The 25,825-nt window shown below is 59.5% G+C and carries 20 protein-coding genes; 13 read left to right on the forward strand and 7 right to left on the reverse strand.

The features are described 5' to 3' along the window. Positions 1-102 precede the first annotated feature (102 nt). From ABC336_RS16885 to ABC336_RS16895, 3 genes are read right to left on the reverse strand one after another with little or no spacing between them, the layout of a single operon-like run. Complete coding sequence (locus tag ABC336_RS16885) at positions 103-1,710, reverse strand: response regulator (RefSeq protein WP_413239742.1); 1,608 nt, start codon at positions 1,708-1,710, stop codon at positions 103-105. Next, entirely contained in the window at positions 1,685-3,544 is a 1,860-nt protein-coding gene (locus tag ABC336_RS16890; protein WP_413239743.1) for a cache domain-containing sensor histidine kinase, read from the reverse strand. The genes ABC336_RS16885 and ABC336_RS16890 overlap by 26 nt, the downstream gene beginning before the upstream one ends. A gap of 1 nt (position 3,545) precedes the next feature. Then, positions 3,546-5,057, reverse strand: coding sequence for an extracellular solute-binding protein (locus ABC336_RS16895; protein ID WP_413239744.1), 1,512 nt, complete (start codon positions 5,055-5,057; stop codon positions 3,546-3,548). Positions 5,058-5,346: 289 nt separating this feature from the next. Here ABC336_RS16895 and biuH point away from each other — a divergent pair, with 289 nt between their 5' ends. The 9 genes from biuH to ABC336_RS16940 all read left to right on the forward strand — a co-directional run bounded on the left by biuH (position 5,347) and on the right by ABC336_RS16940 (position 15,164). Beyond that, positions 5,347-6,033, forward strand: coding sequence for a biuret amidohydrolase (gene biuH / locus ABC336_RS16900; RefSeq protein WP_413239745.1), 687 nt, complete (start codon positions 5,347-5,349; stop codon positions 6,031-6,033). Positions 6,034-6,085: 52 nt separating this feature from the next. Beyond that, a complete protein-coding gene (locus ABC336_RS16905) occupies positions 6,086-7,099 on the forward strand; it encodes an ABC transporter substrate-binding protein (protein ID WP_413239746.1) in 1,014 nt (337 codons plus the stop codon). A 13-nt stretch (positions 7,100-7,112) separates the two neighbouring features. Beyond that, on the forward strand, positions 7,113-7,934 hold the full coding sequence (locus tag ABC336_RS16910; protein WP_413239747.1) for an ABC transporter ATP-binding protein: 822 nt from the start codon (positions 7,113-7,115) through the stop codon (positions 7,932-7,934). Further along, positions 7,931-8,683, forward strand: coding sequence for an ABC transporter permease (locus ABC336_RS16915; protein WP_413239748.1), 753 nt, complete (start codon positions 7,931-7,933; stop codon positions 8,681-8,683). Before ABC336_RS16910 ends, ABC336_RS16915 begins: the two co-directional genes overlap by 4 nt. Continuing rightward, a complete protein-coding gene (gene atzD / locus ABC336_RS16920) occupies positions 8,680-9,729 on the forward strand; it encodes a cyanuric acid amidohydrolase (protein WP_413239749.1) in 1,050 nt (349 codons plus the stop codon). The genes ABC336_RS16915 and atzD overlap by 4 nt, the downstream gene beginning before the upstream one ends. 227 nt (positions 9,730-9,956) lie before the next feature. Next, on the forward strand, positions 9,957-10,391 hold the full coding sequence (locus ABC336_RS16925; RefSeq protein ID WP_413239750.1) for a cupin domain-containing protein: 435 nt from the start codon (positions 9,957-9,959) through the stop codon (positions 10,389-10,391). 45 nt (positions 10,392-10,436) lie between these two features. Further along, positions 10,437-12,053, forward strand: coding sequence for a PucR family transcriptional regulator (locus ABC336_RS16930; protein WP_413239751.1), 1,617 nt, complete (start codon positions 10,437-10,439; stop codon positions 12,051-12,053). Between the two features lie 135 nt (positions 12,054-12,188). Next, entirely contained in the window at positions 12,189-14,369 is a 2,181-nt protein-coding gene (locus ABC336_RS16935) for an allophanate hydrolase (protein ID WP_413239752.1), read from the forward strand. 126 nt (positions 14,370-14,495) lie between these two features. Continuing rightward, positions 14,496-15,164 carry a DUF559 domain-containing protein gene (locus ABC336_RS16940; protein ID WP_413239753.1) on the forward strand — a complete coding sequence of 223 codons (669 nt, stop codon included), beginning with the start codon at positions 14,496-14,498 and terminating at the stop codon, positions 15,162-15,164. Between the two features lie 590 nt (positions 15,165-15,754). Here the strand turns inward: ABC336_RS16940 and ABC336_RS16945 are convergent. The 4 genes from ABC336_RS16945 to ABC336_RS16960 all read right to left on the reverse strand — a co-directional run bounded on the left by ABC336_RS16945 (position 15,755) and on the right by ABC336_RS16960 (position 20,355). After that, positions 15,755-17,443, reverse strand: coding sequence for an alkaline phosphatase (locus tag ABC336_RS16945; RefSeq protein WP_413239754.1), 1,689 nt, complete (start codon positions 17,441-17,443; stop codon positions 15,755-15,757). 107 nt (positions 17,444-17,550) lie between these two features. Further along, entirely contained in the window at positions 17,551-18,396 is an 846-nt protein-coding gene (locus tag ABC336_RS16950) for an aldo/keto reductase (RefSeq protein ID WP_413239755.1), read from the reverse strand. A 63-nt stretch (positions 18,397-18,459) separates the two neighbouring features. After that, complete coding sequence (locus ABC336_RS16955) at positions 18,460-19,368, reverse strand: dihydrodipicolinate synthase family protein (protein ID WP_413239756.1); 909 nt, start codon at positions 19,366-19,368, stop codon at positions 18,460-18,462. A 105-nt stretch (positions 19,369-19,473) separates the two neighbouring features. Further along, complete coding sequence (locus ABC336_RS16960) at positions 19,474-20,355, reverse strand: helix-turn-helix transcriptional regulator (RefSeq protein ID WP_413239757.1); 882 nt, start codon at positions 20,353-20,355, stop codon at positions 19,474-19,476. A 130-nt stretch (positions 20,356-20,485) separates the two neighbouring features. Between ABC336_RS16960 and ABC336_RS16965 the strand changes: the two genes are divergently transcribed. Genes ABC336_RS16965 through ABC336_RS16980 form a run of 4 tightly spaced genes read left to right on the forward strand, consistent with a single transcriptional unit; the run spans position 20,486 to position 25,693 of the window. After that, a complete protein-coding gene (locus ABC336_RS16965; RefSeq protein WP_413239758.1) occupies positions 20,486-21,454 on the forward strand; it encodes a carbohydrate ABC transporter permease in 969 nt (322 codons plus the stop codon). Next, positions 21,454-22,302 (forward strand): carbohydrate ABC transporter permease, encoded by an 849-nt coding sequence (locus ABC336_RS16970; protein WP_413239759.1) that lies wholly within the window; start codon positions 21,454-21,456, stop codon positions 22,300-22,302. Before ABC336_RS16965 ends, ABC336_RS16970 begins: the two co-directional genes overlap by 1 nt. Before the next feature lie 21 nt (positions 22,303-22,323). Further along, positions 22,324-24,102 (forward strand): cache domain-containing sensor histidine kinase, encoded by a 1,779-nt coding sequence (locus ABC336_RS16975; protein WP_413239760.1) that lies wholly within the window; start codon positions 22,324-22,326, stop codon positions 24,100-24,102. After that, positions 24,077-25,693 (forward strand): response regulator, encoded by a 1,617-nt coding sequence (locus ABC336_RS16980; protein WP_413239761.1) that lies wholly within the window; start codon positions 24,077-24,079, stop codon positions 25,691-25,693. Before ABC336_RS16975 ends, ABC336_RS16980 begins: the two co-directional genes overlap by 26 nt. Positions 25,694-25,825 lie beyond the last annotated feature (132 nt).

The following is a 25,825-nucleotide window of genomic DNA, read 5'->3' on the forward strand; positions in this document are numbered from 1 at the left end:
AAAGTCATCGTGCGATGATGGCGGGATAGCCCCTTCTTCATGTGTAACGGCTGACCGGCGAGGGGCGTCTGTGAGTTCCGTTGGCTTTATGGGACAGCCGCTTCACGGTTTATACTCCCCCGGATTGACGCCCCAATATTTGCGGAACACCTTGGTAAAGTAACTGACGTCCCGGTAGCCGGTCTGGCGGGCGGCATCGTAGACCTTGCTGCCTTCCTGCAGCACCGTCTTGGCCCGCTCCATCTTGCGCTCCAGCACATGGGCCGAGAAGGCGACGCCCATCGTCTGCTTGAACAGACGGCTCAGATAGGAGGGGCTGACATAGAGGCGGTCGGCGACGGTGTGCAGGGTGAGATCCTGATCGATCTCGCGCTCGACGATAGCGAGGATATCCTGGACGACCTGGTTGCTCGTTGTACGCCGCTGTTCCTGCATGAAAGACGTGATGCTCCGTACGGTGCGGCTCAGCCAGGACCGGGTCTGCTCCCGGGTGCCGAGCAGCGAGAGGTTGTGGAGGTACATCATATCCTCGCCCATCACCTGCCTGACAGTCCACCCCTGCTTGTGGATGAGCCGGATGAACAGGCTGCTGAGGTAAAGGACGGATTCCTGCACATCCTCCGAAGATGCAGCCGCGTCCTGGCCAGCCTCCCACAGTGCGGTCAGCGCCTCCAGCGCCTTGGCCTCGTCAGCCGTTTCCAGTGCGATCTCGAGCGCCTTCTCCAGCGGCTCCTGGGACAGCGCGGGGAGCTGCTCCTGATGTGGCGCTTCGCGGTAAGGGATGACGATATCCGGCCCGTAGACGAGCCGCTCCTGCAGTGCCCGGCAAGCCTGGGTGTACAGCTGCCTCATCTGCTCCAGGTCGCCCGGCGTCTCGCAGATCCCGGCGCTGGCGGTCAGCTTGAGCACCTCGCGCGTCTGGGAGAGCAGCTTGTCCAGCGCCGCCTGGATGTACAGCATCGCTTCATCCTGCGGCCGCTCCGGCGGCAGGACGAAGACGAGCAGGACGCGGTAGCCGGCATCGCTGCTGATCCAGCAGGCGGGATGATCCAGCAGCTCCTTGGCCATGCACAGCAGGGTGAATTGCAGCAGCGGCAGGTCATGCGCGTAGAATCTCGTGTTGCCCTCGGGGATCGGATCGATGCTGGCGACGGCAACTGCGATCCGGTCCTTCTCCTGCAGCTCAATGAACAGCTCACGGCTCTGCTTCAGCACCTCCCAGCCGGTCAGCTCGCCCCCTGCCCAGCGCTGGAAGAAATGCGTCTGCAGGCCGGGCAGATGGGCCTCCCACTTCTGCTCCAGCATCGCCTTGCTCCGCCATTGCTCCAGCTCCTCGCGCAGCTCGGCGGCGGCATCCAGGACGGCCTGCAGGATCACCTCCTCGCCGGCAGGCTTGAGCAGATAGCGCATCACCCCATGCTCCATGGCGTCCTGGGCGTAAGCAAAGTTGTCGTGGCCGCTCAGGATGATCATCTTGAGCAGGGAACGCCCCTTCTGCTCATGAAGCTTGCGTACCAGCGTCAAGCCATCCATCTGGGGCATCTGCACATCGATGATCATCAGGTCGGGCGCCTTGATGGCGATGAGGGCAAGCGCCTCGACGCCGTTGCGGGCGACTCCGACCACTTCGATCCCGTGTTCCTCCCATGGCATATCATGGACCAGCGCATGCCGCAGCCGCGGCTCATCCTCTACGATCATCAGATTCATCTGTATCTGCTCCTTCCGTTGGTTGCGTGTTGGCGGTCTCTGTGCGTGCCGGTCTGCCGTCTGCGAGCGGGATCGTAATCTCCGCCATCGTGCCGGTGCCAGCCGGGCTGTCGATCGCCATGCCCGCGCCTTCGCCATAGTAGAGCCTCATCCGGGTGTAGACATTGCGCAGGCCGAACAGGTCGCCTGCTTGCTCCTCGTCCCGGGATAATGAGGTGATACTCCGGCGCTCCATCTGCCGCAGCTCCTCGCGGATGTACTGCAGCCGATCCTCAGGGATGCCCGGGCCGTTGTCTGTCACGCGGATGTGCAGCCGTGTACCGCTGATCCAACTGCGGATCTGGAGCTGCCCGCCTTCCTCGATGCCTTCCATCCCGTGCAGGATGGCATTCTCGACGAGCGGCTGCAGCAGCAGCTTGAGGATCGGGATCGGCTTGGTCTCCTCGGCGATGTCATACGTTACCGTGAAACTGTCCATGAAACGCAGCTGCTGGATGCGGATATAGTAGTGCAGATGGACAAGGCTTTCCTCAAAAGCGAACTCCTCCTGCCCTTTATTCAGGCTAAGACGGAAGAAGCGGGAGAGATTCATGACCATCTCGCTGATCTCTTCGCTGTCATAGCTTTTGGCCATCCAGTAGATGGAGTCCAGCGTATTGTACAGGAAGTGCGGATTGATCTGCGACTGCAGGAACTTCAGCTCCGTCGTCTTCATCCGCAGCTGCTGCTCGTAATGGTCCTCGATCAGATGCTTCTGATCCGTAGCCATCTGATTGAACGCATCCAGCAGTACGCCAAATTCGTCCTGCCGCTTATTGTCCAGCCGGATGTTCAGCTTGCCGCTGCCGATCTGCTTCATCCCGCGCGACAGCTTGGTGAGCGGCGCCGCAATACCGCTGTAGACGACCCAGGCGATCCCGATCGCGAGCAGGATGCTGATGCCGATGATCGTCAGGGTGAACAGTCTCAGCTGATCCGACTCCTCATAGAGCTCGGACTTGGGCTGGATGAGGCGCAGCTGCCACATCGAATATTCGGACTGTACGGCAACCTCCATCTCATCGGCGGACAGCGGCAGGGCGCCTGCCGTCTCCAGGGCGGGGTCGCTGGCGACGATGACCTTCCCTTGTTCGTCGAGCAGTGTAATCCGCGTATTGGCGGTAGGAACCAGTGTGCGCAGCACCTGCTGCAGCGAATTTTTGTTGATGGTAATAAGCAGCAGGTCGAACTGGCGCTCCGTGTTGTACAGGTCCATGGAGCGCACCAGGGTCAGCGTATCCGTGCCGAGCAGCTCGCCCAGTGTGCCGCCGCCGGAGACGGCGGTGCCGGGCTGGAGGTAGCGGACACCGGTGCCGCCGGCGCGCGCCAGCTCCAGCAGCCAGGCCTGTCCGGGCTCGGAGGGGATCTTGCGGCCGCCGAAGCTGGTGGAGATCATCATATGGGAGGCCTGGTGATACAGGGCAATCTGGGCAGAGAAGCGATTGACCGCCTTGAGATTGGAGAGCTGCTTCAGTACAGCAGAGAAATCGACGATGGCCTCAGGCGGCAGATAGGCGCCGTACTGGGTCAGCCGTTCGATGATGGAGCTGTCTGCGGCGATGACCGCCGAGAGCTCCTCTACATTTTGCAGCGCCAGATCGATGTACTCCATCGTAGAGGACAGGGCGACGCTCGTCCGCTGCTCCGCCTGCTGGTACAGGATATCCCGCGACCGCTCGATGGCGAACAGGCTGATCACGACCAGCGGCAGCAGGATCAGCAGGAAGTAGAAGGTGAGGCGAACCTGGATGTTGCGCGTGAACCACTCCCGCAACCGGTCGAGCACATGCTTCATGTCAGGAGCCTCCCCACTGCTGCTGTTTGCGGTACCAGTCGTTGACTTCTTCGGTGATCTCGTCGCCGCCGAGCCGTTTCCAGTCGAGGACGAACTGGTCGAACGCATCGATCGGCTCGATGCCCATGATGATCCGCACCAGCACCTCATGCAATTCACTGAGCGGCTTGTCGTATTTGCTCATGGATGGCGTGGGCACCCCGTAGAAGGCGCCGGGCATGACATGCTCGTGGATCGTCATCAGATTGTCGTACAGGTTGAAGTCGCCGAGCGAATCCAGCCGCTGCTTGAACAGGTCGGGGTCCGGCACATCGACCAGCGATTGATAGATGCCCCGGTACAGATGCTTGTCATGCATGTCAAAATCCGTCACCATCCGGCCGTTTTCCATCCGCCAGATCTCGTCCTCGAACCCCAGCTTCAGATTTTTGTAATCGTCCACGATAAAATCCAGCATCCGGATGACCCGTTCGGGATGCGCAGTGCCGGCCGGGATCACATTGTAGCCCCGGATCCGGTCCTTGCCCTCGACACCCCGGGCCCCGTCAGGCCCTGCCGGATAGGCCAGCTTGATCCACTCCGCCTCCGGGTCTCTGCGTTTGTTGGCCGCGATAGGCCCACGGGTATCGTACCAGGCGGCTGAGAACAGACCGACCGTACCGTTTTCTACCTTTTCATACAGATTGCTATGCAGATTGAGCGGGAACTCCTGATCCAGCAGCTTCTCGTTATACAGTCTGGCCAGATACGCAAGCGCTTTCTTGGTTTCGGGGAGGAGGCTGCCATGGACGAGCTGGCCGTCCCGCTCGAACCAGGTGTTCAGCTGCGTGCCAAAAGCGCCAAAGAACGGCGACGACCGGTTCAGATCGACCATCATGGTCAGCCCGATCGTGTCGTGCCTGCCGTTGCCGTCAGGATCGTCCAGCGTAAAAGCGCGGATCACCTCGTAGTACGCCTCCAGCGTCTCCGGGGGCTCCAGACCGAGGCGGTCGAGCCAGTCCTTGCGGGCGTACATGAGCTCGGTGCCGATGACTTCGTTGAGACTCGGCACGGCATAGATCCGGCCATTGTGGCGCACACGGTCCCACAGCTCGTCCGGGATCTTCTCCAGCAGATGCGGACCGTAGGCGGCGAGCAGCTCATCCAGCGGCAGGAAGGCGTCCTGCTTCAAGTAATGGTCGAACCAGACCGCCTCATACGTATGCAGCATATCCGGCAGCTTGCCTGAAGACATGATGACATCCAGCCGTTCTTCGTATACTTCCGGCGGCGGCGTGACGACCTGGAGGTCCAGGCCGGTGCTCTGCTCGATATAACGCAGATACGGATTGTTGTTCTCATCCAGGCCATCCGGGAACGATAAGCCCAGGTTGTTGATGACGATGCTGACGGTTTGCTGCTCGGAGAGCGTGTCCTCGGTCCGGGTCGGCGAACTGCCTGACAGACAGCCCGTACTGAGCAGCAGCAGAGCGAGGGCGGCCAGCGGGGCCGGTCTGCGGATGGGGGATATCATGATGTCATGCTCCTTTCAAACGGATTGCAACGAATATTCGACAGACAGGCGCATTCCCCTGCCGGGAAAACGTAACGCCTAGAATTGAGACATGTAATAAAACATAACCTTTTCTCTATTATTTGTGAAGATTCACAAATGAAACAGATCTATTATTGTGAAATTTATAAAGACAAATCGAATTTGTTGTAATATAATATGACACATGAAAGAAATTGAGTAAGGAAACCTAACATTAAATAGAGAGACCAATTCTACATGAACGGATTTGGGAAGGGAGCCGGAGCACATGAAACAAGTTGCAGCACAACCTTATCATTGGCCATATGACGGGGCGATCGATCCTGCCAAGACAGCGCTCATTATTATCGATATGCAGATTGATTTTTGCGGCAAGGGGGGGTACGTGGAACAGATGGGCTATGATCTGTCGCTGACCGCACGGCCGATCGGGCCGATCAAGCGGCTGCTCGCCAGAGCGCGGGAGATCGAGGGCTTCACCGTCATCCATACCCGGGAAGGCCACAAGCCGGATCTCTCCGACCTGCCGGCCAACAAGCGCTGGCGCAGCAAGCAGATCGGCGCCGAGATCGGCTCCTCCGGACCGGCCGGACGCATCCTGGTCAGGGGCGAGCCGGGCTGGCAGATCATCGAAGAGCTGGCACCGCAAGACGGGGAGCCGATCATCGACAAGCCGGGGAAAGGCTGCTTCTATGCGACCGATCTGGATCTGATCCTGAAGAACAGGGGCATCACGCATCTGATCCTGACGGGCATCACCACCGATGTCTGCGTCCATACGACGATGCGCGAAGCCAACGACCGCGGCTACGAATGCCTCATCCTTGAAGACTGCACAGGCGCCACGGATGAAGGCAATCACCAGGCGGCGCTGAAGATGGTCACGATGCAGGGCGGCGTGTTCGGCAGCGTCAGCAGCTCGGAAGAGGTGCTGAAGGCGCTGGCGGGATTATAAGAAAAGTTCTGAACGAATGAAGATAACTTATAAAACATCGGAGGGAAGTCACATGTGGAAGAAAAGCAAACCATCATGGTTGATCATGTTGTTGACACTGGCATTAATCGTAACCGGCTGCGGCGCGTCGGGGAGCTCGGAGAGCGGCACCGAGAGCGGTACAGAAGGCTCGGGAGAGTTGAAGAAGGTCGTGCTGCGGCTCAAGTGGGTGCATCAGGCACAGTTTGCCGGGTTCTATGCGGCTGTGGAGCAAGGATATTACGAAGAAGCGGGACTTGAAGTCGAGATCCGTCCCGGCGGCTCCGACTTCCCGTCGGTGCAGATGGTCGCTTCGGGCAGCGAGCACTTCGGTGTCACCGGTGCCGATCAGATCCTGCTGGGCCGGGAGAAGGGCGTGCCGGTCACGGCGCTGGCCACGATCTACCGCGAGACGCCGTTCGTTCTCTTCGCGCTCAAGGAATCGGGGATTACCTCGATGGAAGACCTGGTCGGCGAGCGGATCGGCGTCAAGCTGGGCGGCAACGAGGAGCTGACCTACCGGGCGATGGTAAACAACGCGGGCATCGACGGCTCAGGCATTGATGAGATGCCGGTCAAGTTCGACCTCAGTCCGCTGCTGACGGGACAAGTGAAGGCGTGGCCGGGCTATGTTATCAACGAGGTGCTGGCAGCGGAGGCACAAGGCCATGAAGTGAATATCATCAAGCCGCAGGACTATGACATCAATTTCTATGCCGATACCCTGTTCGCCAAGGATGACCTGATCGAGAAGGACCCCGAGCTGGTGCGCAGCTTCGTACAGGCCTCGATGAAGGGCTGGGAGTATGCCATCGACAACCCGGAGGAAGCCGCCGAGATGGGGCTGAAGTACGGGGAGAACCTGAAGCTGGATCACGAGATCAATATGATGAATGCCAGCATCCCGCTGCTGCAGCCGGACTTCCGTCCGCTCGGCAAGATGGAAGAGTCGGCATGGGAGACGCTGCAAGCCAGCCTGATGGAGCTGGAGTTCCTGAAGAAGGAACAGGATCTGTCTGAAGTCTTTACGAACGAATTCTTGGAGTAGGAGGCGAAGCAACATGGGTACACCGATGCGAATCCTCGAAGGCGGGGCGCCCGGCCGGGCAGGTGCCAGGCCGGATGCCGGCCGCGAGCTGGCGGTATCGCTGAAAAATTGCTCGCTTTCCTTCGGCAAGGTGCAAGTATTGAACAATGTATCGCTGGACGTATACAAAAATGAGTTTCTGTCGATCCTCGGCCCCAGCGGCTGCGGCAAGTCGACGCTGCTGCGGCTGATGCTGGATCTGTTGAAGCCGTCGCCTGGCGGCGAGATCGTCTATGCCGACAAAGAACCGTCGATCGGCATGGTCTTTCAGAAGCCTGTGCTGATGCCCTGGCTGACCGCGCTGCAAAATATCGTGCTGCCGCTGACGCTGGGTACGAAGAAGAAGCTGAGCAAGAGCGAGGCGCGCGGCAAGGCGGAGGAAGCGCTGAAGCTGGTCGGGCTGCAGGACTTCCGCGGTCACTTCCCGCATCAGCTGAGCGGCGGCATGCAGCAGCGGATCGCGATCGCGCGGGCGCTCGCTGCCGAGCCGACAGTGCTGCTGATGGACGAACCGTTCGGCGCGTTGGACGAATTCACCCGGGAGCGGCTCAACTTCGAGCTGCTGCGGCTGTGGGAGAGCCCGGACAACTCGCTGAGCTCGGTCGTCATGGTGACGCACTCGATCCAGGAGTCGGTTATCATGTCGGACCGGATCATCATGATGTCGCCTCGTCCGGCTGGCGTCGAAGACGTAGTCGGCGTGCCGCTGCCCCGTCCCCGTGAGGTTGGCATGGAAGAGCTGCCGGCCTTCCACCAGACGGTCAAGGAACTGCGGAAGCGGGTGAAGCATCAATGAGCGACAAAGCTAAAACGGTCCTGTATCCCGTCCTGTTCGCTCTCGGTTTCATCGTGCTGTGGGAGCTGGCGGTCCGCCTGTTTGATATCCCGACGTATCTGCTGCCGGCGCCGAGCGCCATCGTCGGCGTCATCGACGGCTCGCTCGGCGGTCATATGATGGTGACGCTCATGGAGGCTTTGGTCGGATTCGTGCTGGCCAATATTCTGGGCTTTGCGACGGCAGTCATCTTCGTCCACTCCAAGCCGATCGAGAAGGGCGTGTTCCCGCTGGCGATTGCGCTCAAGACGACACCGCTGGTGGCGCTGGCGCCGCTGCTGGTCGTCTGGATGGGCACCGGCTATTCGTCCAAAGTAGTCGCTTCCATGCTTATCTGCTTCTTCCCGATCCTAGTCAACAGCGTCAAGGGCTTGAAAGCGATCGAGCACGAGGCGTGGGAGCTGTTCTCCACCTACAAAGGCACCAAGTGGGAGATTTTCTGGAAGCTGCGGCTGCCGACCAGTCTGCCTTATGTCGTATCGGCGCTCAAGATCTCCAGCTCGCTGGCGATCGTCGGCGCGATCGTCGGTGAGTTCGTCGGCGCCAACAAAGGGCTTGGCTACGTCGTCCTGGTGTCTTCCTATCATATGGATACGCCGATTATGTTCTCGGCGATTATCGCCTCCGCCGCATGCGGGCTGGCGCTGTTCTGGACGATCGGTCTGATCGAGAAGAAGCTGATCTTCTGGCAAAGGGTGGATGAATCATGAGATGTACCGTTACACGAGTGCCGAGCGCCTCGCCCAGTGATGTCGAGCCGCTGCGCCGGCTTGTTGCAGAGGGGCAGCTTGACCCCTCGGAGGTTGTAGCTGTGTTGGGCAAGACCGAGGGAAATGGATGTGTTAACGATTTTACGCGAGGTTATGCGACCCATGCGCTGCAGGATTTCTTTCGCGGCGTGGGCGCGGAGTCTCCGATATCCTATGTGATGTCGGGCGGCACCGAGGGGGTGCTGAGCCCGCACTTTACAGTAGCCACTCGCCATCTGGCAAGTGCTGAGGCGGCAGTGGACGGCCAGAAGTCGCTGGCCATCGGCACTGCCCGCACACCTGGGCTGCAGCCCGAAGAACTGGGGCGTCTGGCTCAGGTCGAGGTTGTCGCCACTGCGGTCCGGCAGGCGATGGCCGAGGCCGGGATCGAGACGGCGGCGGATGTGCATTTCGTGCAGATCAAGTGTCCGCTGCTGACCGCTGTCCAGGTTCACGATGCCCAGGAACGCGGCGCCACGACGGTGACGGAGGATACCTACAAGTCAATGGGCTACTCCCGCGGCGCCTCGGCGCTCGGCGCGGCTTTGGCGCTGGAGGAGATCGCCGGGGTGCGAGACGACGACATCTGCAGCTCATGGGAGCTTTACAGCCGGGTGGCCTCCACCTCGGCAGGCAGCGAGCTCGACTACTGCGAGGTTGTCGTCTTCGGCAACTCGGCGCAGGCGGAAGGGCCGCAGTTTATCGATCATGAGGTGATGAGCGATGCGATCGACGGGGCGGCGCTGATGCGGATGCTGCAGCGTCACCCGGACGCCGAGGTCGTGCAGGTGCTGGCCAAGGCTGAAGCTGACCCTACCGGTTATGTCCGGGGCCGCCGCCATACGATGCTGAACGATTCGGATATTAACCATACCCGCCATGCCCGCGCTGTCGTAGGCGGCGTGCTGGCCTCGCTCGTCGGCGACCCGATGATCTATGTCTCGGGCGGCGCGGAGCATCAGGGCCCGGCGGGCGGCGGGCCGGTGGCAGTTATTTTTAACAGATAAGTCTCGGGGGTTCAGACTGCCCTCAAGATGACCGAAGAGGCACGGAATCGAAGCTGGAGAAGCGAAGCGTTCGCCTTTGTCCCTGGATTTCATCCGCTAAAGCGGTTATAAAATCAAGAAATCTGGGGACAACAGCGATCGGAAGATCGATCCGTGACCGTAGGCATCTTTTTGAGGTGAGTCTGAGAGCGAGACCCTTACCATATGAACGATGGAGGAATGAAGGCATGATAACGACACAAGAGACAAAGGTTCTGAAGGGTTCGGAGATGACGTGGGATCTGATGCCTAACCATATCGAGCTGTATCACCGGGAGATCGTATCGGCAGCGGAAGCGGATGGCATGGGCATCCGCACAAGCTCGGTGCTGTGGGAGAAGATCGGCGTTGGCGGACAGGTGCTGCCCCACTATCACGATGTGGTGGAGATCATCCATATCACCGTCGGTAAGGTGAAGCTGCTGTGCAACGGCGAGTGGCAGGATTATGAAGCGGGCGATACATTCCAGGTGCCGGCGGGCGTCATCCACTCGGTGGCCAACGCCGGAGACAGCCCTTCCGAGCAGATCAGCATCTTCCTGCCTGCTGAGCAGGATGTGCCAGCCAATTCATTCTTTAATACGACACTGGTGGACGACGTGTATTCCGCCAGTATCCGATAAGGGAAACGCAGAAGTGTGGCGCATTCGTGCCACGCTTCTAGTGCTATGGCTGTTTCCCGCGAAGTGAGCGGCAAGATCGGCTTCACCTGCGGCGATATCCTGCTCATCCCGGATTTCCAGGATGCCGTGGTGCTGGCCGGCGCGAGTGGCATGCAGCGTGCCATTCACCGCGTCAATGTAATGGAAGTGCCGGATGTTATCGACTGGGTACGCCCGGGCGAGTTCCTGATCACGAGCGGCTTCCCGTTCCGGGACAATCCCGAGGTGCTGTCTGCGATGATCCCCCAGCTCGTGGAGAAAGGCGTCGCGGCGCTCGGCATCAAGACCAAGCGATTCATCGACCATGTCCCGCCGCAAGCGCTGGAGCTGGCCGACCAGCTCGGCTTCCCCATCTTGGAGCTGCCGCCCTCGACGGTCTTCTCCGATGTGGTCCGGGACATCATGGAACGGGTGCTGGTGCAGGAGGCGCGCGAGCTCTCTCTGCTCCAGAGCCGGTTCCAGAAGCTCTCGCAGCAGCTGCTCTACGGCAAGGGACTGGAGGAGTTCCTGCAGACGCTCGACGGCATGCTGGGCAACCCGGTCGTGCTGCTCGATGACGCCGATCATCTCATCCTCTCGCCGCAGGCCGAGCAGCTCTCGGCCGATCCGGCCGTATGGTCCGGGCTGCGCGAATACAGTAATCTCGGCGTCAGCTTCATGACCGTTGGCGGCCGCCGGATCCGCGTCTACATCTCGGCCGTCAACGGTCACCACCACCAGCGCTGTCTGCTGATGCTGCTGGAGTGGAACCAGGAGCATACCGTCGTCGATCAACTGACCATCGACCGGGTGGGCGTGTTGGTCGGTCTGGAGATGATTAACGCTCATGCGCGCAAAGAGGTCGAGTCCAAGTACGTCGACCAGTTCCTGCAGGATTGGCTGACCGGGAGGATCGTGACGATGGAGGACTTGATGATCCGGGGCGAGGCTTGCGGCTGTCCGATGCCGGAGGGACGGCAGCTCTATGCCGGTCTGGTCCGCTGGCTGGAGGCCAAGCCTCAGGCCCGGGTACTGCAGTCGTCCATGCGGCGGCTGCGGGCGCGGATGGGACCTTATGCGCATGTCACTCTACTGGAGGGTGAGCTGGCGGTGCTGCTCTCGGTGCCGCCGGAAGGCGATGTGGAAGCCATGCTGAGTCTGGCGCTGTCTGAGCTCGGTGAGATGTTCGGAGCGGGCAACTGTTCGTTCTGCCTCGGCAATGCGGTGCTGCAGTCCAATCAAGTACAGCGGAGCTATCAGGACGCGAGGAAGATCCATTATATCAGCGGCATTTGCGATTTCCGCGAGCCGATCGTGGATTATCGCCGTCTGGGCGTATTCGAGCTGCTCTATCTGCTGCCGGACAATGAAGAGGTGCGCGCTTATGCGGATCGTTATATCGCGCCGCTGCTGGCCTACGATGCCAAGCACAAGACGATGCTGCTGGAGACGGTGAAGCTGTATTTTCGCTTCAACCGCAATGTGAAGAAGACGTCGCAGGAGCTGTTCACGCACTACAACACGGTGACATACCGCATCGAACGGGCATGCGAGATCCTGGGCTTGCGGCTGGATGAAGGCGATGATCTGCTGCAGCTGCAGCTGGCTTTGAAGCTGCATGAGATGCGGCCGTTGGAGACTTAGCAGGGCTGGGATGTGGCTGGATGGAGATTGGTAATGCTTAGTGTTATGAAGTATTACGTAGCAGGGCGGCGGGTTGGATGTATAGAGACAATACAAGCTGAAGCTTTCATTGAATGGGCATGGAGGGTGATCGTAATGAGAACAAAGCATATACCCGCGTTGCTGTCGGCCGATTGGCTGCGGGAGCAGTACCGGAGCGGCGCACTGACGCCGCAGGAGGTTGTGGAGGAGGTTGTCCGCCGGGCGGAGGCGGATCAGGAGATGCGAATCTGGATCACGCCGCCGTCGCTGGCGTGGATCCAGCCCTATCTGGACCGGCTGGCGGGACAGACGCTGGACAGTCTGCCGCTGTGGGGGATCCCGTTTGCGATCAAGGACAATATCGACCTTGCGGGTATCCCGACTACGGCGGCTTGCGAGGCTTACGCGTATACGCCGGATGAAGATGCTGCTGTGGTGGCGAGGCTCATCGCTGCCGGAGCGATCCCGGTCGGCAAGACCAATCTCGACCAATTTGCCACCGGGTTGGTCGGCACACGCAGTCCATATGGAGAGGTCCATAACGGACTGCGTCCCGAGCTGATCAGCGGCGGCTCGAGCTCCGGGTCTGCCGTCGCGGTAGCGCGGGGGCAGGCCTGCTTCTCGCTCGGCACCGACACGGCCGGCTCCGGCCGGGTGCCAGCGGCGCTGCACGGGCTGGTCGGCTACAAGCCGACGCTCGGGGCATGGCCGACCAAGGGTGTCGTGCCGGCTTGCGAGAGCCTGGACTGCGTCAACGTGTTCGCAGGCTCGCTGGCGGATGCGCTTGCTGTGGATGCGGCGGTGCGGGGCTTGGAGACGAGCGATCCGTGGTCGCGCGCGGTGCCGAGGTCTGCGGCCGGCTTGCCGGATCGGCTCGTGCTGCCGGATCAGCCCCTGGCGTTCTACGGGCCGTTCGAAGCCGAGTACCAGCGAGCCTGGGAGGCTGCGGTGGCCCAGATCGAAGCGCTGGGCGTACCGGTCGTCTATGCCAGCTATGAGTTGTTCGGAGAAGCGGCAGCTTTGCTCTATGAAGGGCCGTATGTAGCCGAGCGCTGGGCGGGCCTGGGCGAATTCGTGGAGGGGCATCCCGGGGCGACCTTCCCGGTGACCGAGCAGATCCTGCGCTCCGGCGCGGCCCCGCAGCATACGGCGGCAGCGCTGTTCCAGGCGCAGCACAAGCTGCAGCGCTACAAGCGGGAGGCACGCGAGCTGCTGGATGGCGCGGTGCTGGTGATGCCGACCTGCGGCGGTACCTGGACGCGCGAGCAGGTGCGGGAACAGCCGATCGCAGCCAACAGCGCGATGGGCAAGTATACCAACCACTGCAACCTGCTTGATCTCTGCGCAGTAGCAATCCCTGCTGGCGAGGCTGGCGAGCGGCTGCCATTCGGCATCACGCTGTTCGCGCTGGCAGAGAGCGAGGCGCTCATCTGCGGCACGGCCGAGCGCTTCCTGGAGGCGAGTGATTCGGCAGGGGCGCTGTTCGCGGATCCGGCGCTATCTGGCGGCGGGACCGCTGCGGTCTCGGCGGCAGGGGCGGTCCAGGCGGAGGCAGGCGCTGGCGGGATGACAACTGCCGAGTGCACGGCGGATGGTGCTGCTGCAACCCGCGGCACGGCGGGCGTAGCGTCGGCGGATCCACGCATAGAACGCGAGGGTCGCGGCACTGCTGCGGGTGTGGATTCGGCCGCTGCAGCGGCAGGCTCAGTCAGCTTGGCTGCATCTGATGCACGGCAGGGCCTTGGGGCGGTACCGGCGGCACAACCGGCAGATGCTGATGCTGCCCGCAGCGGCGCGCTGGACGCCCAGGCTGCTGGGAGCCGCAATGCGTCAGCTGGTGCTGCCCCGGGCGGCACGGCAGACGGAAGCGCCCTGGACAGCGGCGCTCCGGGCATGACGCCGGTCGCGGTCTGCGGTCTGCACATGCGCGGCCTGCCGCTGGAGAAGCAGATGCTGGAGCATGGTGCCCGGTTCCTGCGGGAGACGGAGACCGCGCCGCGCTACCGGCTGTACAAGCTGCCGACCGTTCCAGCCAAGCCGGGGCTGGTCAAGCAGCCGGCCGGCGGCGTACCGATCACCGTGGAAGTGTGGGAGATGCCGCTGGAGCGTTTCGGTTCGTTTGCCGCGCTGATCCCCGGTCCGTTGGGCATCGGCAAGGTCGAGCTGGCGGACGGCAGCGAGGTGCCCGGCTTCATCTGCGAAGGCTATGCCGCGGCCGGCGGTCTGGGCGAGCCCGCGGACGTCAGTCACTTCGGCGGCTGGCGGCAGATGCTGGGGGAGTCGGCGGAAATTTAACTGGTGCCGGGACTGAGTCCAAGCTATACTATCTTTATCGAGACGAAGCACGTCCGGCCAGTACTGCCTTGCGGTACAGGGACCGGGTGTGCTTTTTTTTGCGTCTTAGAGAAGGGAGATGTAGGTATGGACTTTGAACAATCTCATACGTTGTTCATACAAGAACACCTGAAGCGCAGATCGGGAGAACGAAAAGGACGGCTGGAGCGAGGGCACCAGAAAGCGGAAAAGTTGTTTTGTCGGCAGGTGTGGTGGGAGCTTCGGGGCAACTTTGACGACCTGCATCCCGAGTATGAGGTGACAGACTGGCGTGGGTGGAAATATTATTGCGACTTTGTGTGGCTGACGGCATGGATCAAACTGGTGATCGAGATTAAAGGATTTGGTCCCCATGTCCGTGACATGGACCGGCAAAAATATTGCAACGAGTTAAATCGGGAAACCTTTCTAACGGCCATGGGGTTTCAAGTGATCTCATTCGCCTATGATGATGTTGTGAATCACCCCGAGCTATGCATCACCCTGCTGAGAATGGTGCTGAGCCGCTATCAGCCTGTCGACGCGCCGACGCGGACCACCGATCTGCTGGAGAAAGAGTTGATCCGACTTGCCTATCGTCTCGGCTCGACCATCCGGCCGGTTGATATCAGGCGTCATTTGAATATAAACCCTCGTACTATCTTTCGTCGACTGAACTCGCTGTGTGAAAAGGACATTCTGCGGCCCGTCGAGACTGCCGGCAACCAACGTACGATGCGATATGTATTAACGCAGGATGCTTATCGGCATTTGTGAGTGCGAGGATCGCAGTCATGTAACCGTGAAGGGGCTTTATAAAGGCGACAAAGGTTTGAGTAACGGAAGTGAGGACTATGTAACGGCTGCCGCAATTTCGACAAATGCAAAAGTGCATCTAATCTACACCGGTCATTCAACATTCGTATCCACAAGTGTAAAAGTACAATTAACACGGTGGATATTCCCATATTAATTCCAATTCTAAATGCATCAGTTGCACTTTTGCACTTAAGCTCGTCTAGCTGGCTGATATTTCTGCTATCAAGTGTATTTTTACACTTGCACTCAGAAGTGCCGATGGGTGTGAAATCAAACAGTCGATTTTTTGTACTTGCAGCATACGCTCGTACTTGCCACGTTGGATGCGACCATTAGTTTCAGAAGCGGCATGCACACAGCAACACAGCGGATTGCATACAATTGCTATCACCCCCGCGTGCGGAAGGAGATCTGCATTAAGCTGTCACGCAAGCCGTCTCCAAAAAACAGGCCGCCGCACAGCCGCAATAGCTGAACGGTCGACCTGTTCACGTAATATGAAGCATAGTGGGATTTGGCATGCCAAGGCATTGGCTTCAACCTACCAATTAATGCTCACGACGCTCCTTCAGTCTGTCGATGAACGCTTGCTCATCTGCGAACAGCTCGGTGCCCATAAGGTAGGAGACGATGCGCGGCAGATCCGTGTTGTTGATCAGGCCGATGAAATGCTCGGCGCCGGTGCCGTAAGCATAGACTGGCAGCTCTTCGCCGCTGTGGTGACGGGTGCCCCAGCTTACCAAGGCGTGAGCCGAGTATACCGTACCCACTTCGTTAGAGATATTGCCCGCGTTAGCCCAGTTAACGCTTGTCAGGGTGCGCAGGTCGGCATCGGTCAGCGTCAGGCCGGTGATCGGCTCAGCGACTGCTTTGATATCGACGAGGTGGGCGGTGATGGCGTCAGGCGCATCCTCGGAAGAAGCGATGCCGGCTTGGACGCCGAGCAGATCCGCAGCGACACGCATGTTCAGGTAGGCTGTTCCGTTGTCTGTCAGGTAGCCGTTGTGAACCACGTTGCTGCCGGAGACGATCGTCTGCTCAGGCAGATGAAGGGTAAAGGGCACATTGTTGATCACGATATCGACCGTGTTGCTTGCCTCACGGTATTCCAGCGTGCCGCCCAGCTTGTCTACCCACTGGCGTGTCGGCACGTAGTACTCGCCGTTCACGGCTCTGACGTTATCTAATTCCACTGTATCCGCCGCCTCCAGCAAAGCGTCGCGAACGGCGTTGGCGCTGCCCGTCGCACCGCTGAGCACAGCGATGTTCTCCTGGTAGCCGCCAGGCGTGTTGCCGATATTCAGGCCGCCGGTCTCATGGTCTCCTACCACGACGACGAGCGTGTCGCCTTCTTCTTTGGCATACGCCAGCGCGACATCAACCGCATCCTCGAATGCCAGCATGTCGTGGATCAGAGCCACCGGGTCGTTAGCATGGCCGGCCCAGTCGATCTGACTGCCTTCGACCATCAAGAAGAAGCCGTCTTCATCCTGACTGAGTACATCGATCGCAAGCCTGGTCATCTCTGCCAGACTCGGCACATTGACTTCATCGCGGTCGATCTCATACTTCAGATCGCTCATGGCGAACAGGGCGAGCACCTTGTCCGCTGTTACACTGCCCAGCTCGCTGCGGCTCGTGATATAGTCGTAGCCGGCTTCCTGCGCTTCCGCAACAAGGTTGCGCTCTTCCTGTCTGCCGCCTTCGGAGGCAGGGAGGAACATGTCGCGTCCGCCGCCGAGGATGACATCCACATTGTTGATATAATCAAGGGCCAAGGCGGTTTCGTTGCCGCGGCTCGGATCATGAGCGGCGAATACGGCCGGGGTAGCGTGTGTGATGCGCGAAGTAGCGACCAGGCCTGTAGCTTTGCCCTTCTCACGGGCGGCATCCAGGATCGAATCAGGCTGCTCGCCGCCCGGGGTGACGGAGATCATGCCGTTATTGGTTTTGTAACCGGTAGCCATCGCTGTACCTGCAGCTGCAGAGTCAGTAATATTGGTATCCGCAGAATAGGTCTTCATTAAGCCTTTGACATAACGCTCATAAGAAAGCTCTTCGCCTTTGAAGATGCGAGTTGCGGTAAGGTAGCTAACGCCCATGCCGTCAGGGATGAGCAGAATAACATTTTTGGCGCTGCCCTTCTCCGCTGCATCGACGCCGCCCGCGAAGCCTCCGCTCACCAACAGGCCTGCTGTCAGACAAGCTGCTGTTGCTTTCGTCACCCATTTTTTCACGTTAATAATCCCTCCCAACCAGATTGACAACCATGTTCATCGTAAACATGGAACCTCAAGAGAGTGTCAGAATAACGTGAAGGTATTGTAAAGTTGGGTGTTCACACTTAAAAGTCGAAGTTATCCGGGTCCGGTCCGATCCTGCGATTCTCGTTCAGCGCATCGATCTTCGCCATATCGTCATCCGTGAGGGTGAAGTCGAACAGCTCGCTGTTCTCGCGGATGCGCCCGGCGCTGACAGATTTGGGGATGGTCACGATCCCGTGCTGCAGGTCCCAGCGCAGGATGACCTGAGAGGTCGATTTGCCGTACCGCTGCGCCAGCGTCATCAGGACGGGGTGGTCCAGCAGCCGGCCCTGCATGAGCGGGCTCCAGGCCTGCATCTGGATGCCTCGTCCGGCGCAGTAGTCTCGCAGCTCGTGCTGTGCTAGGCACGGATGCAGCTCGACCTGATTGATGGCGGGCGTCACCTCGCTGATCTTCCGCAGCTCCTCCAGATGATGCGACTGAAAATTGCTTACGCCAATGGCCCGGACCTTCTCCTCCCGGTATAGCCGCTCCAGTGCCCGCCAGCTGTCCACATACTTCCCTTTCACCGGCCAGTGGATGAGGTACAAGTCGATCACCTCAACTCCGAGCTTGCGGCGGCTTTCTTCAAAAGCGGCCAATGCCGACTCGTAGCCCTGATCGGGGTTGTTCAGCTTGGTCGTGATGAACAGCTCCTCGCGCGGGACGCCGCTGCTGCGAAGTGCCGCGCCGACGCCGGACTCATTGTTATAGCCGGCGGCTGTATCGATGCTGCGATAACCGAGCTCGATCGCCGAGCGGACGGCATGCTCCACTTCTTCGCCTTCCGCCGTCTTGAAGACGCCGAGACCGAGCCAGGGCATCTCTACGCCATTGTTTAACTTCACCTTAGCCTGGAGATTGTCAGCTATATGTGTCGTTGTCATCCTGCATGCTCCTTCCTCGATTCCATCTTTGGGCGAAGCCCAAGGGCTGCCCGGCAGCCCGCCTCAGGCGTACATCCCGAACTTCTCCACCAGCGCATCCACTTCCCGTTTCTCTTCCGGAGTCAGCGGCGTGATCGGCGTCGATAGTGTCTCCGAGCCGAGCCCAAGCCTTGCCATCGCGTATTTCATGCCGCTCAGCCAGGACTTGCCGGCCTGATTGATCCGTTTCATCTCATTGATCGTCTGCTGCCGTGCTTTGACTTCGGCGACATCACCGCGCAAGGCAGCTTCGTACAACCCGACGAACACGCCGGGGAACAGATTGGCCAGCCCGGCGATATTGCCATGCGCGCCGAACAGCAGGCTGGCGCCGCACAGCTCCTCGCCGCCGCTCCAGATGCCCAGTCCGCTGCCCTCGAGCAGCGTCAGCGTCTGGAAGTGCTGGTTCCAGTTGCCGCAGGTATCCTTGTAACCGACTACAGCTTCCATCCGGGACAGCTCCAGTACGGTCTGCGGCTGGATATTCACCTGCGTCAGTGCAGGGATATTATAGATGATGAGGCGGGCTTCGGTCTGCCTCGCGATCGCTTCGACATGGCGGAGGACCTCGCCCTGATCGGCGGTATCCATATAGAAGTGCGGAGTGATAACGGCATATTGCGCGCCGAGCTGCTCCAGCTCCTTGACCTGCTCGATCGTCTGCGGGGTAGACGGGGCGATGGCGCCGCAATAGACCGGCACCTCCCCATCTGCTTCGCGCAGGCAGACGGTGTGGGCGCGGGCCCAGACACGGCGGCTTACATTGGTGCCTTCGCCGGCCGACCCCATCGGAAACAGACCGTGGACGCCCCCGTCCACGACATGGCGGATCAACGCGGCCAATCGGTTCTCATCGAGCTCCTGGCTCTCCAGAAGGGGGGTCATCAGCGGCGGGACGATGCCTCGTAATGCAAGATCTGATGTCTTTTTCATGCTTCGCTCTCCTTTCGTTGCGGTTGACCTAAGTATAGCCGCAACAAATGAAGGCAGACTGCGATAAAATGTCGTCCGATTATGATTATTATGCAGGCTTGAAAATTAACGGGCGCGCTCCTGATGGAGCGTCTCCAGCGAGGCCTTGCGATACCGGGCTGGCGTCATGCCAAGCTCTCGGCGGAATAACTGGCAAAAATACGACACGCTCTGCAGGCCGACCATCGGCGCGATCTGCTTCACCGGCAGCGCTGTTGTCTTCAGAAGCACGCACGCTTCCCTCATGCGCCGGGACATCAGATACTCCAGCAGCGTCATGCCGGTCTGCTGCCGGAACAAGGCCGAGATATAGGTCGGGGTCAGAAATAAGTGGTCGGCCAACCGCTCCAGGTGGAACGGCTCATTGAAGCGGCTGTCCAGCCAGCTCATCATCTCCTCGACATGCGTCGTGGCGCGACGGGCGGGGGTGTGGCTTGCGAAGCCCCCGTTGCGCCGCCGCAGCAGGTGCAGGAGCCGGGTCAGGAACAGCACGACTTCCTCCTGCTTTTCCTCAGCCGAGAGGATCGGCATGGTCTGGTGCAGCTCCAGGAACAGCTCGCCGATCGACCGGTCCTCTGCCAACTCGAGTACGGGACTGGCGACCCGGCCCTTCCACATCCATTGGAACAATCGGTGCAGGCCGGGATAAGACTTCAGATACGGGTCGATGAAATGGGGATCGAGGACAAGAATATGGCGGTCATAGATGTCAAGGGGACTTATCCGGTGATTCGTCTCTATACAGTGCAGCTGGAAGGGCTGGAAGAACAACAGCGTGTTGGGGCGGACGACATATCGCTGAGTGCCGAGCAAGACATGGGCTTGTCCGCTATGAATATAATACAGCTCCAGCCCCTGGTGGGCGTGCTGCTGCTGCATGCGGTGGAAAGCAAAATCCTGCTTGCGGTCATAATGAAAAGTTCCTTGTTGATCCAATACCAGCTTCATGGGCTCATCCCTCTCGCGTAAGATTCGTGAAAAAGTGAAAGAGTTTTGGGATCCGTCTCCTATATGAGAGCGCTTCATCACGCTAAGATAATAGGTATCACGAGACATCACAAGAGAAGGAGAGCTGAAGATGAGCAAGCAAATCGAGATCGCCAGCCCGCTGCCGGCCGCTCCTAGTGCACCAGGGACGGTCAAACGGAGGAAGCGGCTGAGGAGATGGGAAAGTCCTGTGGCGGGATACCTTTTCATCTCCCCCTGGCTGGCAGGGTTTTTCCTGTTTACGTTCTGGCCTATGCTGCAGTCGGCCTATTTTTCCTTTACGGATTATTCGCTGCTGGAAGCACCCCGCCAGGTCGGGTTGGCTAACTTTGAGAAGATTATAATGGAGGACCGCCTGTTTTATCAATCCCTGAGCGTGACGCTCTGGTTCGTGTTCATCTCCGTTCCGCTAAAGCTGATCACGGCACTGCTGGTGGCGCTGCTGCTGAACCGCAAGCTGAGAGGGATGTTTGTCTACCGTACGCTCATCTATTTCCCTTCCTTGATCGGGACAAGCGTCGCTATCGCGATTCTATGGAGCAACATGTTGGGCAGTGACGGGTTCGTCAATCAGATCCTTGCTTACTTCGGCATTCAGGGCAAGAGCTGGATCGGCAGTCCCGATACGGCGCTCGGGACGCTGATCCTGCTGGCAATGTGGCAGTTCGGCGCATCGATGGTTATCTTCCTGGCCGGTCTGAAGCAGATTTCGGGCGAGCTGTATGAAGCTGCTTCTGTAGACGGAGCCACGAAGCTGAGACAGTTTTTCTCGATTACGCTCCCGCTGCTCTCGCCGGTCATCCTGTTCAACCTGGTGCTGCAGACGATCGCGGCCTTCCAGATGTTCACCCAGGCCTTCGTCATCACCAAAGGGGGGCCGATCAACTCGACGTACGTATTCGCTCTTTATCTGTACGAGAAAGCCTTCGGCCGGCTGGAGATGGGTTACGCTTCGGCGCTGGCCTGGATTCTCCTCGTGATCATCGGGATCGTCACGGCGCTGATCTTCTTCTCGTCCCGGTACTGGGTGTTCTATGCGACAGAAGGGAGGAAGCGGTAATGTCGATTCGAGTGGCTTATGGGCGGCTGCGGCCGCATGCGCTGCTGCTGGCGCTCAGCTTGATCATGATGTATCCCGTCTTCTGGTGGATCGGGGCGGCGTTCAAATCCGACAGCGAGATGAGCTCGCCCGGACTGCTCCCGGCCAACCCCTCTTGGACTAATTTTATCGAGGGCTGGCAAGCGGTGCCGGGCTATGATTTCACCACCTTTTATGCCAATACGTTTCTGCTGATCGCAGGGGTGCTGTTCACATCGCTGTTGTCCTGCAGTCTCGTCGCCTTCGGCTTTGCCCGGCTCGACTTCCCGCTGCGCTCCTTCTGGTTCGGGATCGTGCTGATGACGGTGATGCTGCCCAATCAGATTACGCTGGTGCCGCAATATGCGATGTTCAATGCTTTTGGATGGGTCAATACGTACTTGCCCTTCATCGTACCTCACGCGCTGGCGGGCGGCATCGGCGGATCCTTCTTCATCTTCCTGCTCGTCCAGTTCATCCGGGGGCTGCCCTCAGAGCTTGATGAAGCGGCCAAGATGGATGGCTGTTCCTGGCTGGGGATCTACTGGCGGATCATCCTGCCGCTGCTCAAGCCGCCGCTCGTAACGGTGGCAATATATTGCTTTCTATGGAACTGGGATGACTTTCTGGGACACTTGATCTATATTAATTCTGTAGATAAATACACGGTCGGACTTGCGCTGCGCATGCTCATCGACACGAGCTCTACCGCCCCATGGGGGCAGCTGTTCGCCATGTCACTGGTCTCTGTACTTCCATCTGTGTTGATATTCTTCCTGGCCCAGCGTCATATTGTCGAAGGGGTGGCGACAAGCGGATTGAAGGGCTAGCGTTACGGAGGTCGATGGCGTATGCCGGCATTCAATCCTTTCAAGCGGCTTCATATCGGGCCGGTGTTCTTCGGCAGCTTTGCTGGGTTTATCGTGGTGGTGCTGCTGATCGTTATCTTCGTCAGCTACCATTTCTCGGTCCGGGAGATGGCGCAGAGTACGACATACTACCAGCAGAAGATTCTTACACAGCTGGATCAGCAGCTCCATCTCCAGATGACCGAGATCGAGAACACGTCGCTGGCGATCTCGCGCAACAGCCATCTGCTGAATTATGTGACGCAGCCGAAGGCAGACCCCTATACCCGCTTTACCCATGTCTCGAATGTCACGTTCGATCTCTCCAATATCACATTCAGCACACCCATGATACACTCCATCCATCTCTATGTCGCTGATCCGCCGGGCTCTGATCTTCAGGACCCGGTCAAGTTCGCCGATCTGGAGCAGCTGCCCGGGGAAGTGTGGTACGATGCGGTCGAGAATACCGATTTTGCCTGGATCGGCCAACACAAGATCGTGACTAATCAGGGATCACGGGCGGTCATCAGCTTCGCCCGCAAGGTCTATACGCCGACATATGATTATGCGGCGCTGCTGCTGCTGAATATCCGGGCGGAGGACATTACCCGCATCATGCAGGGAGAGGATGACCAGCCGAGCCGGGTGCTGCTCGACTCCGGTCTCCGCCCGGTTGCGTCGATCGGCGAGCTGGAGAGTGAAGATTACACCGCCATCATCCGGGAGCTCCAGAGCGAGCATGGAGCGGACATGAGCCGTGAAGGGTCGCAGCGGTATCAGGATTCCCTGATCGTCTGGTCCAAGCTGTACAACTCGGACTGGATGCTGCTCGAGGTCACACCCTGGTCGACGATTACCAGAGGCAGTCTGGATATGGCCAAGGTGTTGTTCTCCATCGGGCTGGCCGCAGTGCTGGTTGCCCTGGTGCTGACCCTGCTGCTTTCCAAGCAGTTCACCAGACCGATCCTGCTGCTGCTCAAACGGATGAATCATTTTCCGCTGGCGCAGCCGGGATTGCGCGAGCGCGCCTTGCCGCAGGACTATCACAATGAATTTGGCGCCCTGTTCAAAGGCTTCCGGACGCTAAGCGATCGGATCACTGAGCTGTATCGCTCGCTGGAGCAGCAGTACCGCAAGCAGCGGGAAGCCGAGATCCAGGCGCTGCAGGCGATGATTAATCCGCATTTCTTGTACAATACGCTGGACCAGTTGAACTGGATGGCGATCGAGGCGGGCAGGAACGATATGAGCCGGGTGCTGGAGCTGGTCGGACGGATGTTCCGAATCGGACTGTCTAATGGGCAGCGGCTGATCCCGATCGACGATGAGCTGACGCACCTGGATTGCTACCTGCAGATCCAGCAGATCCGCATGGGAGAGGGGCTGACCTATGAGCTGGATGTGCCGGAGGCGCTGACGGCCTATTATATTCCGAAGCTGACGCTGCAGCCGTTCGTCGAGAATGCCGTTATGCACGGCTTTCACGATCGCGCGGGCGGGCATCTGCTGATCCGGGCGGAGGAGCGGGGAGGCGATATCGCCTTCACCATCACCGATGACGGTGTCGGCTTGCAGCCGAACTGGCAAGAGGACGAGCAGCGCAAGACCGGAGGGTACGGCATGCGCAATGTCAGAGAGCGGGTGTGCGCCTACTACGGACAGGATTATGATATCGAGGCCGTGGGCCGGCCGGGAGCGGGTACGACGATCAGGCTGCGTATCCCTAAGATCAAAGACACGGAGGCGATACAGGATGTGGAGAACGGTTATCATCGATGACGACCCTAAGGTGCTGCAAGGCATGAAGCGGGCAATCCCGTGGGCCGAACTCGGCGCAGCCTGGGCTGGAGAAGCCCGGGATGGCGCACAAGGTCTGCAACTGATCGGAGAAGTGCAGCCGGCTATCATCCTGACCGATATCTATATGCCGGTCATGAACGGGCTGGAGATGATCGAATCGCTGCGCACGTCAGGCTTTGCCGGCAAGATCATCATCCTGAGCGGGTACTCGGACTTTCAATATGCCCGCACCGCCTTGCGGTTGAACGTCGATGATTATCTGTCCAAGCCGGTGACGATCCAGACGATGAGCGAGGTGCTGGCGGGGGCCATCGGCGGACTGGAGGCCGAATCGCGCCAGCATCGCGAGCAGGCCCGATTGGAGCAGCGGCTGCTGCTGGCAGAACCCTTCGTGACACGGGAGTGGGTGAAGGCGGTCGTCACAGGAACGGCGGCGCCGGTGCTCTCCCATCTGCCGGAGGTCGCGATGCTGCAGGAACGCTGGAGCGCCCAATGCCATCTGGCTGTCGCGATCCGGATCGTGCGGCGGCAACCGGCTACCGGTCCGCTGGGGCCGATGCCGGGAGGCTACGATGAAGAGGCGGAGCAGCTGACCGAGGCGCTGCAGGCGGAGGTGTACGCGGTGACTGAAGCCTGCGATGCCATCGAGCTGCACGGGCAGTGGCATGTCCTGGTGCTTCATGGCGAGTACGAGGCCGCTGAAGCCTTGCACGAGCAGGCAACGGATCTGAGAGAGCGTCTGCTGCGGCGCGCTTCCGACTTCCCTGCCTTCAGCGTCTGCATCGGCACTGGGGGGTGGAAGGCGGGCTGGCAGGCGATCGCGGACTCGGCCGAAGAGGCTTTCGCATCCATAGCTGCGCAGGATGGCTGGCTGCATACGGCCGAAGCCGGTAACAGTACAGCGCAGGCTGCGGCCGGCGTGCGCCGGGCTGCCGGGCCGGTCAAGTTCTGTCATCAGCTGGTGGCAGGTCTGTACCAGTCGCAGCGCGCCCTGGTTCAGGAAAGTCTGGAGCAGTACAGGGAACAGCTGCGGGAGCAGGAGCTCTCCAACGCCGATCTGCTGATGCTGGGGAGTGAGATCTGGGGCATCCTGACGTATTCGCTGCAGGATGTCGGCATCGTGCTCGATGAACTGTTCCCTGAGCTGGATCTGAAGCGTGAGCTGGGGGAACTGGAGGATGCCGGGCAGCTGATGGACTGGCTCGCGGCCAAGGCGGAGGCGATCTGCAGCTCGCGCGAGCGCGGCGACAATCTGAAGCACAAGCAAGCGGTGGACTATGTGATTGCTTATCTGAACGAGCATTACGCCGAGAATGTGACCTTGCAGGATCTGTCCAATCAGCTGTATATATCCAGATATTATCTGGGACAGATCTTCAAGAAGGCGACGGGGGAGTCGTTCAACCATTATCTGACCAAGGTGAGAATGGCCAAGGCGCGCGAGATGATCCTCGAAGGACGGCTGCTGATCTATGAAGTCGCGGAGCGCGTCGGCTTTCGGAACGTCCCGTATTTCAGCACGCTGTTCAAACGGCATACGGGTCTGAATCCGACCGATTTACTGAAGTAGCCGCTTGCCCGGGAGTGTGGAACGAAGTTTGCGAAAATGCAAAAGTTTTTGTGGATCCTTCTGCTACAAGCCTCCTTGTAAACGCTTTATACTTAGGTTGCAAGATGATAACAACGACTGGAGGGGTAAGAC

The sequence above is a fragment of the Paenibacillus jepli genome (assembly GCF_047238105.1).
In the GTDB taxonomy this organism is placed as follows: domain Bacteria; phylum Bacillota; class Bacilli; order Paenibacillales; family Paenibacillaceae; genus Paenibacillus_D.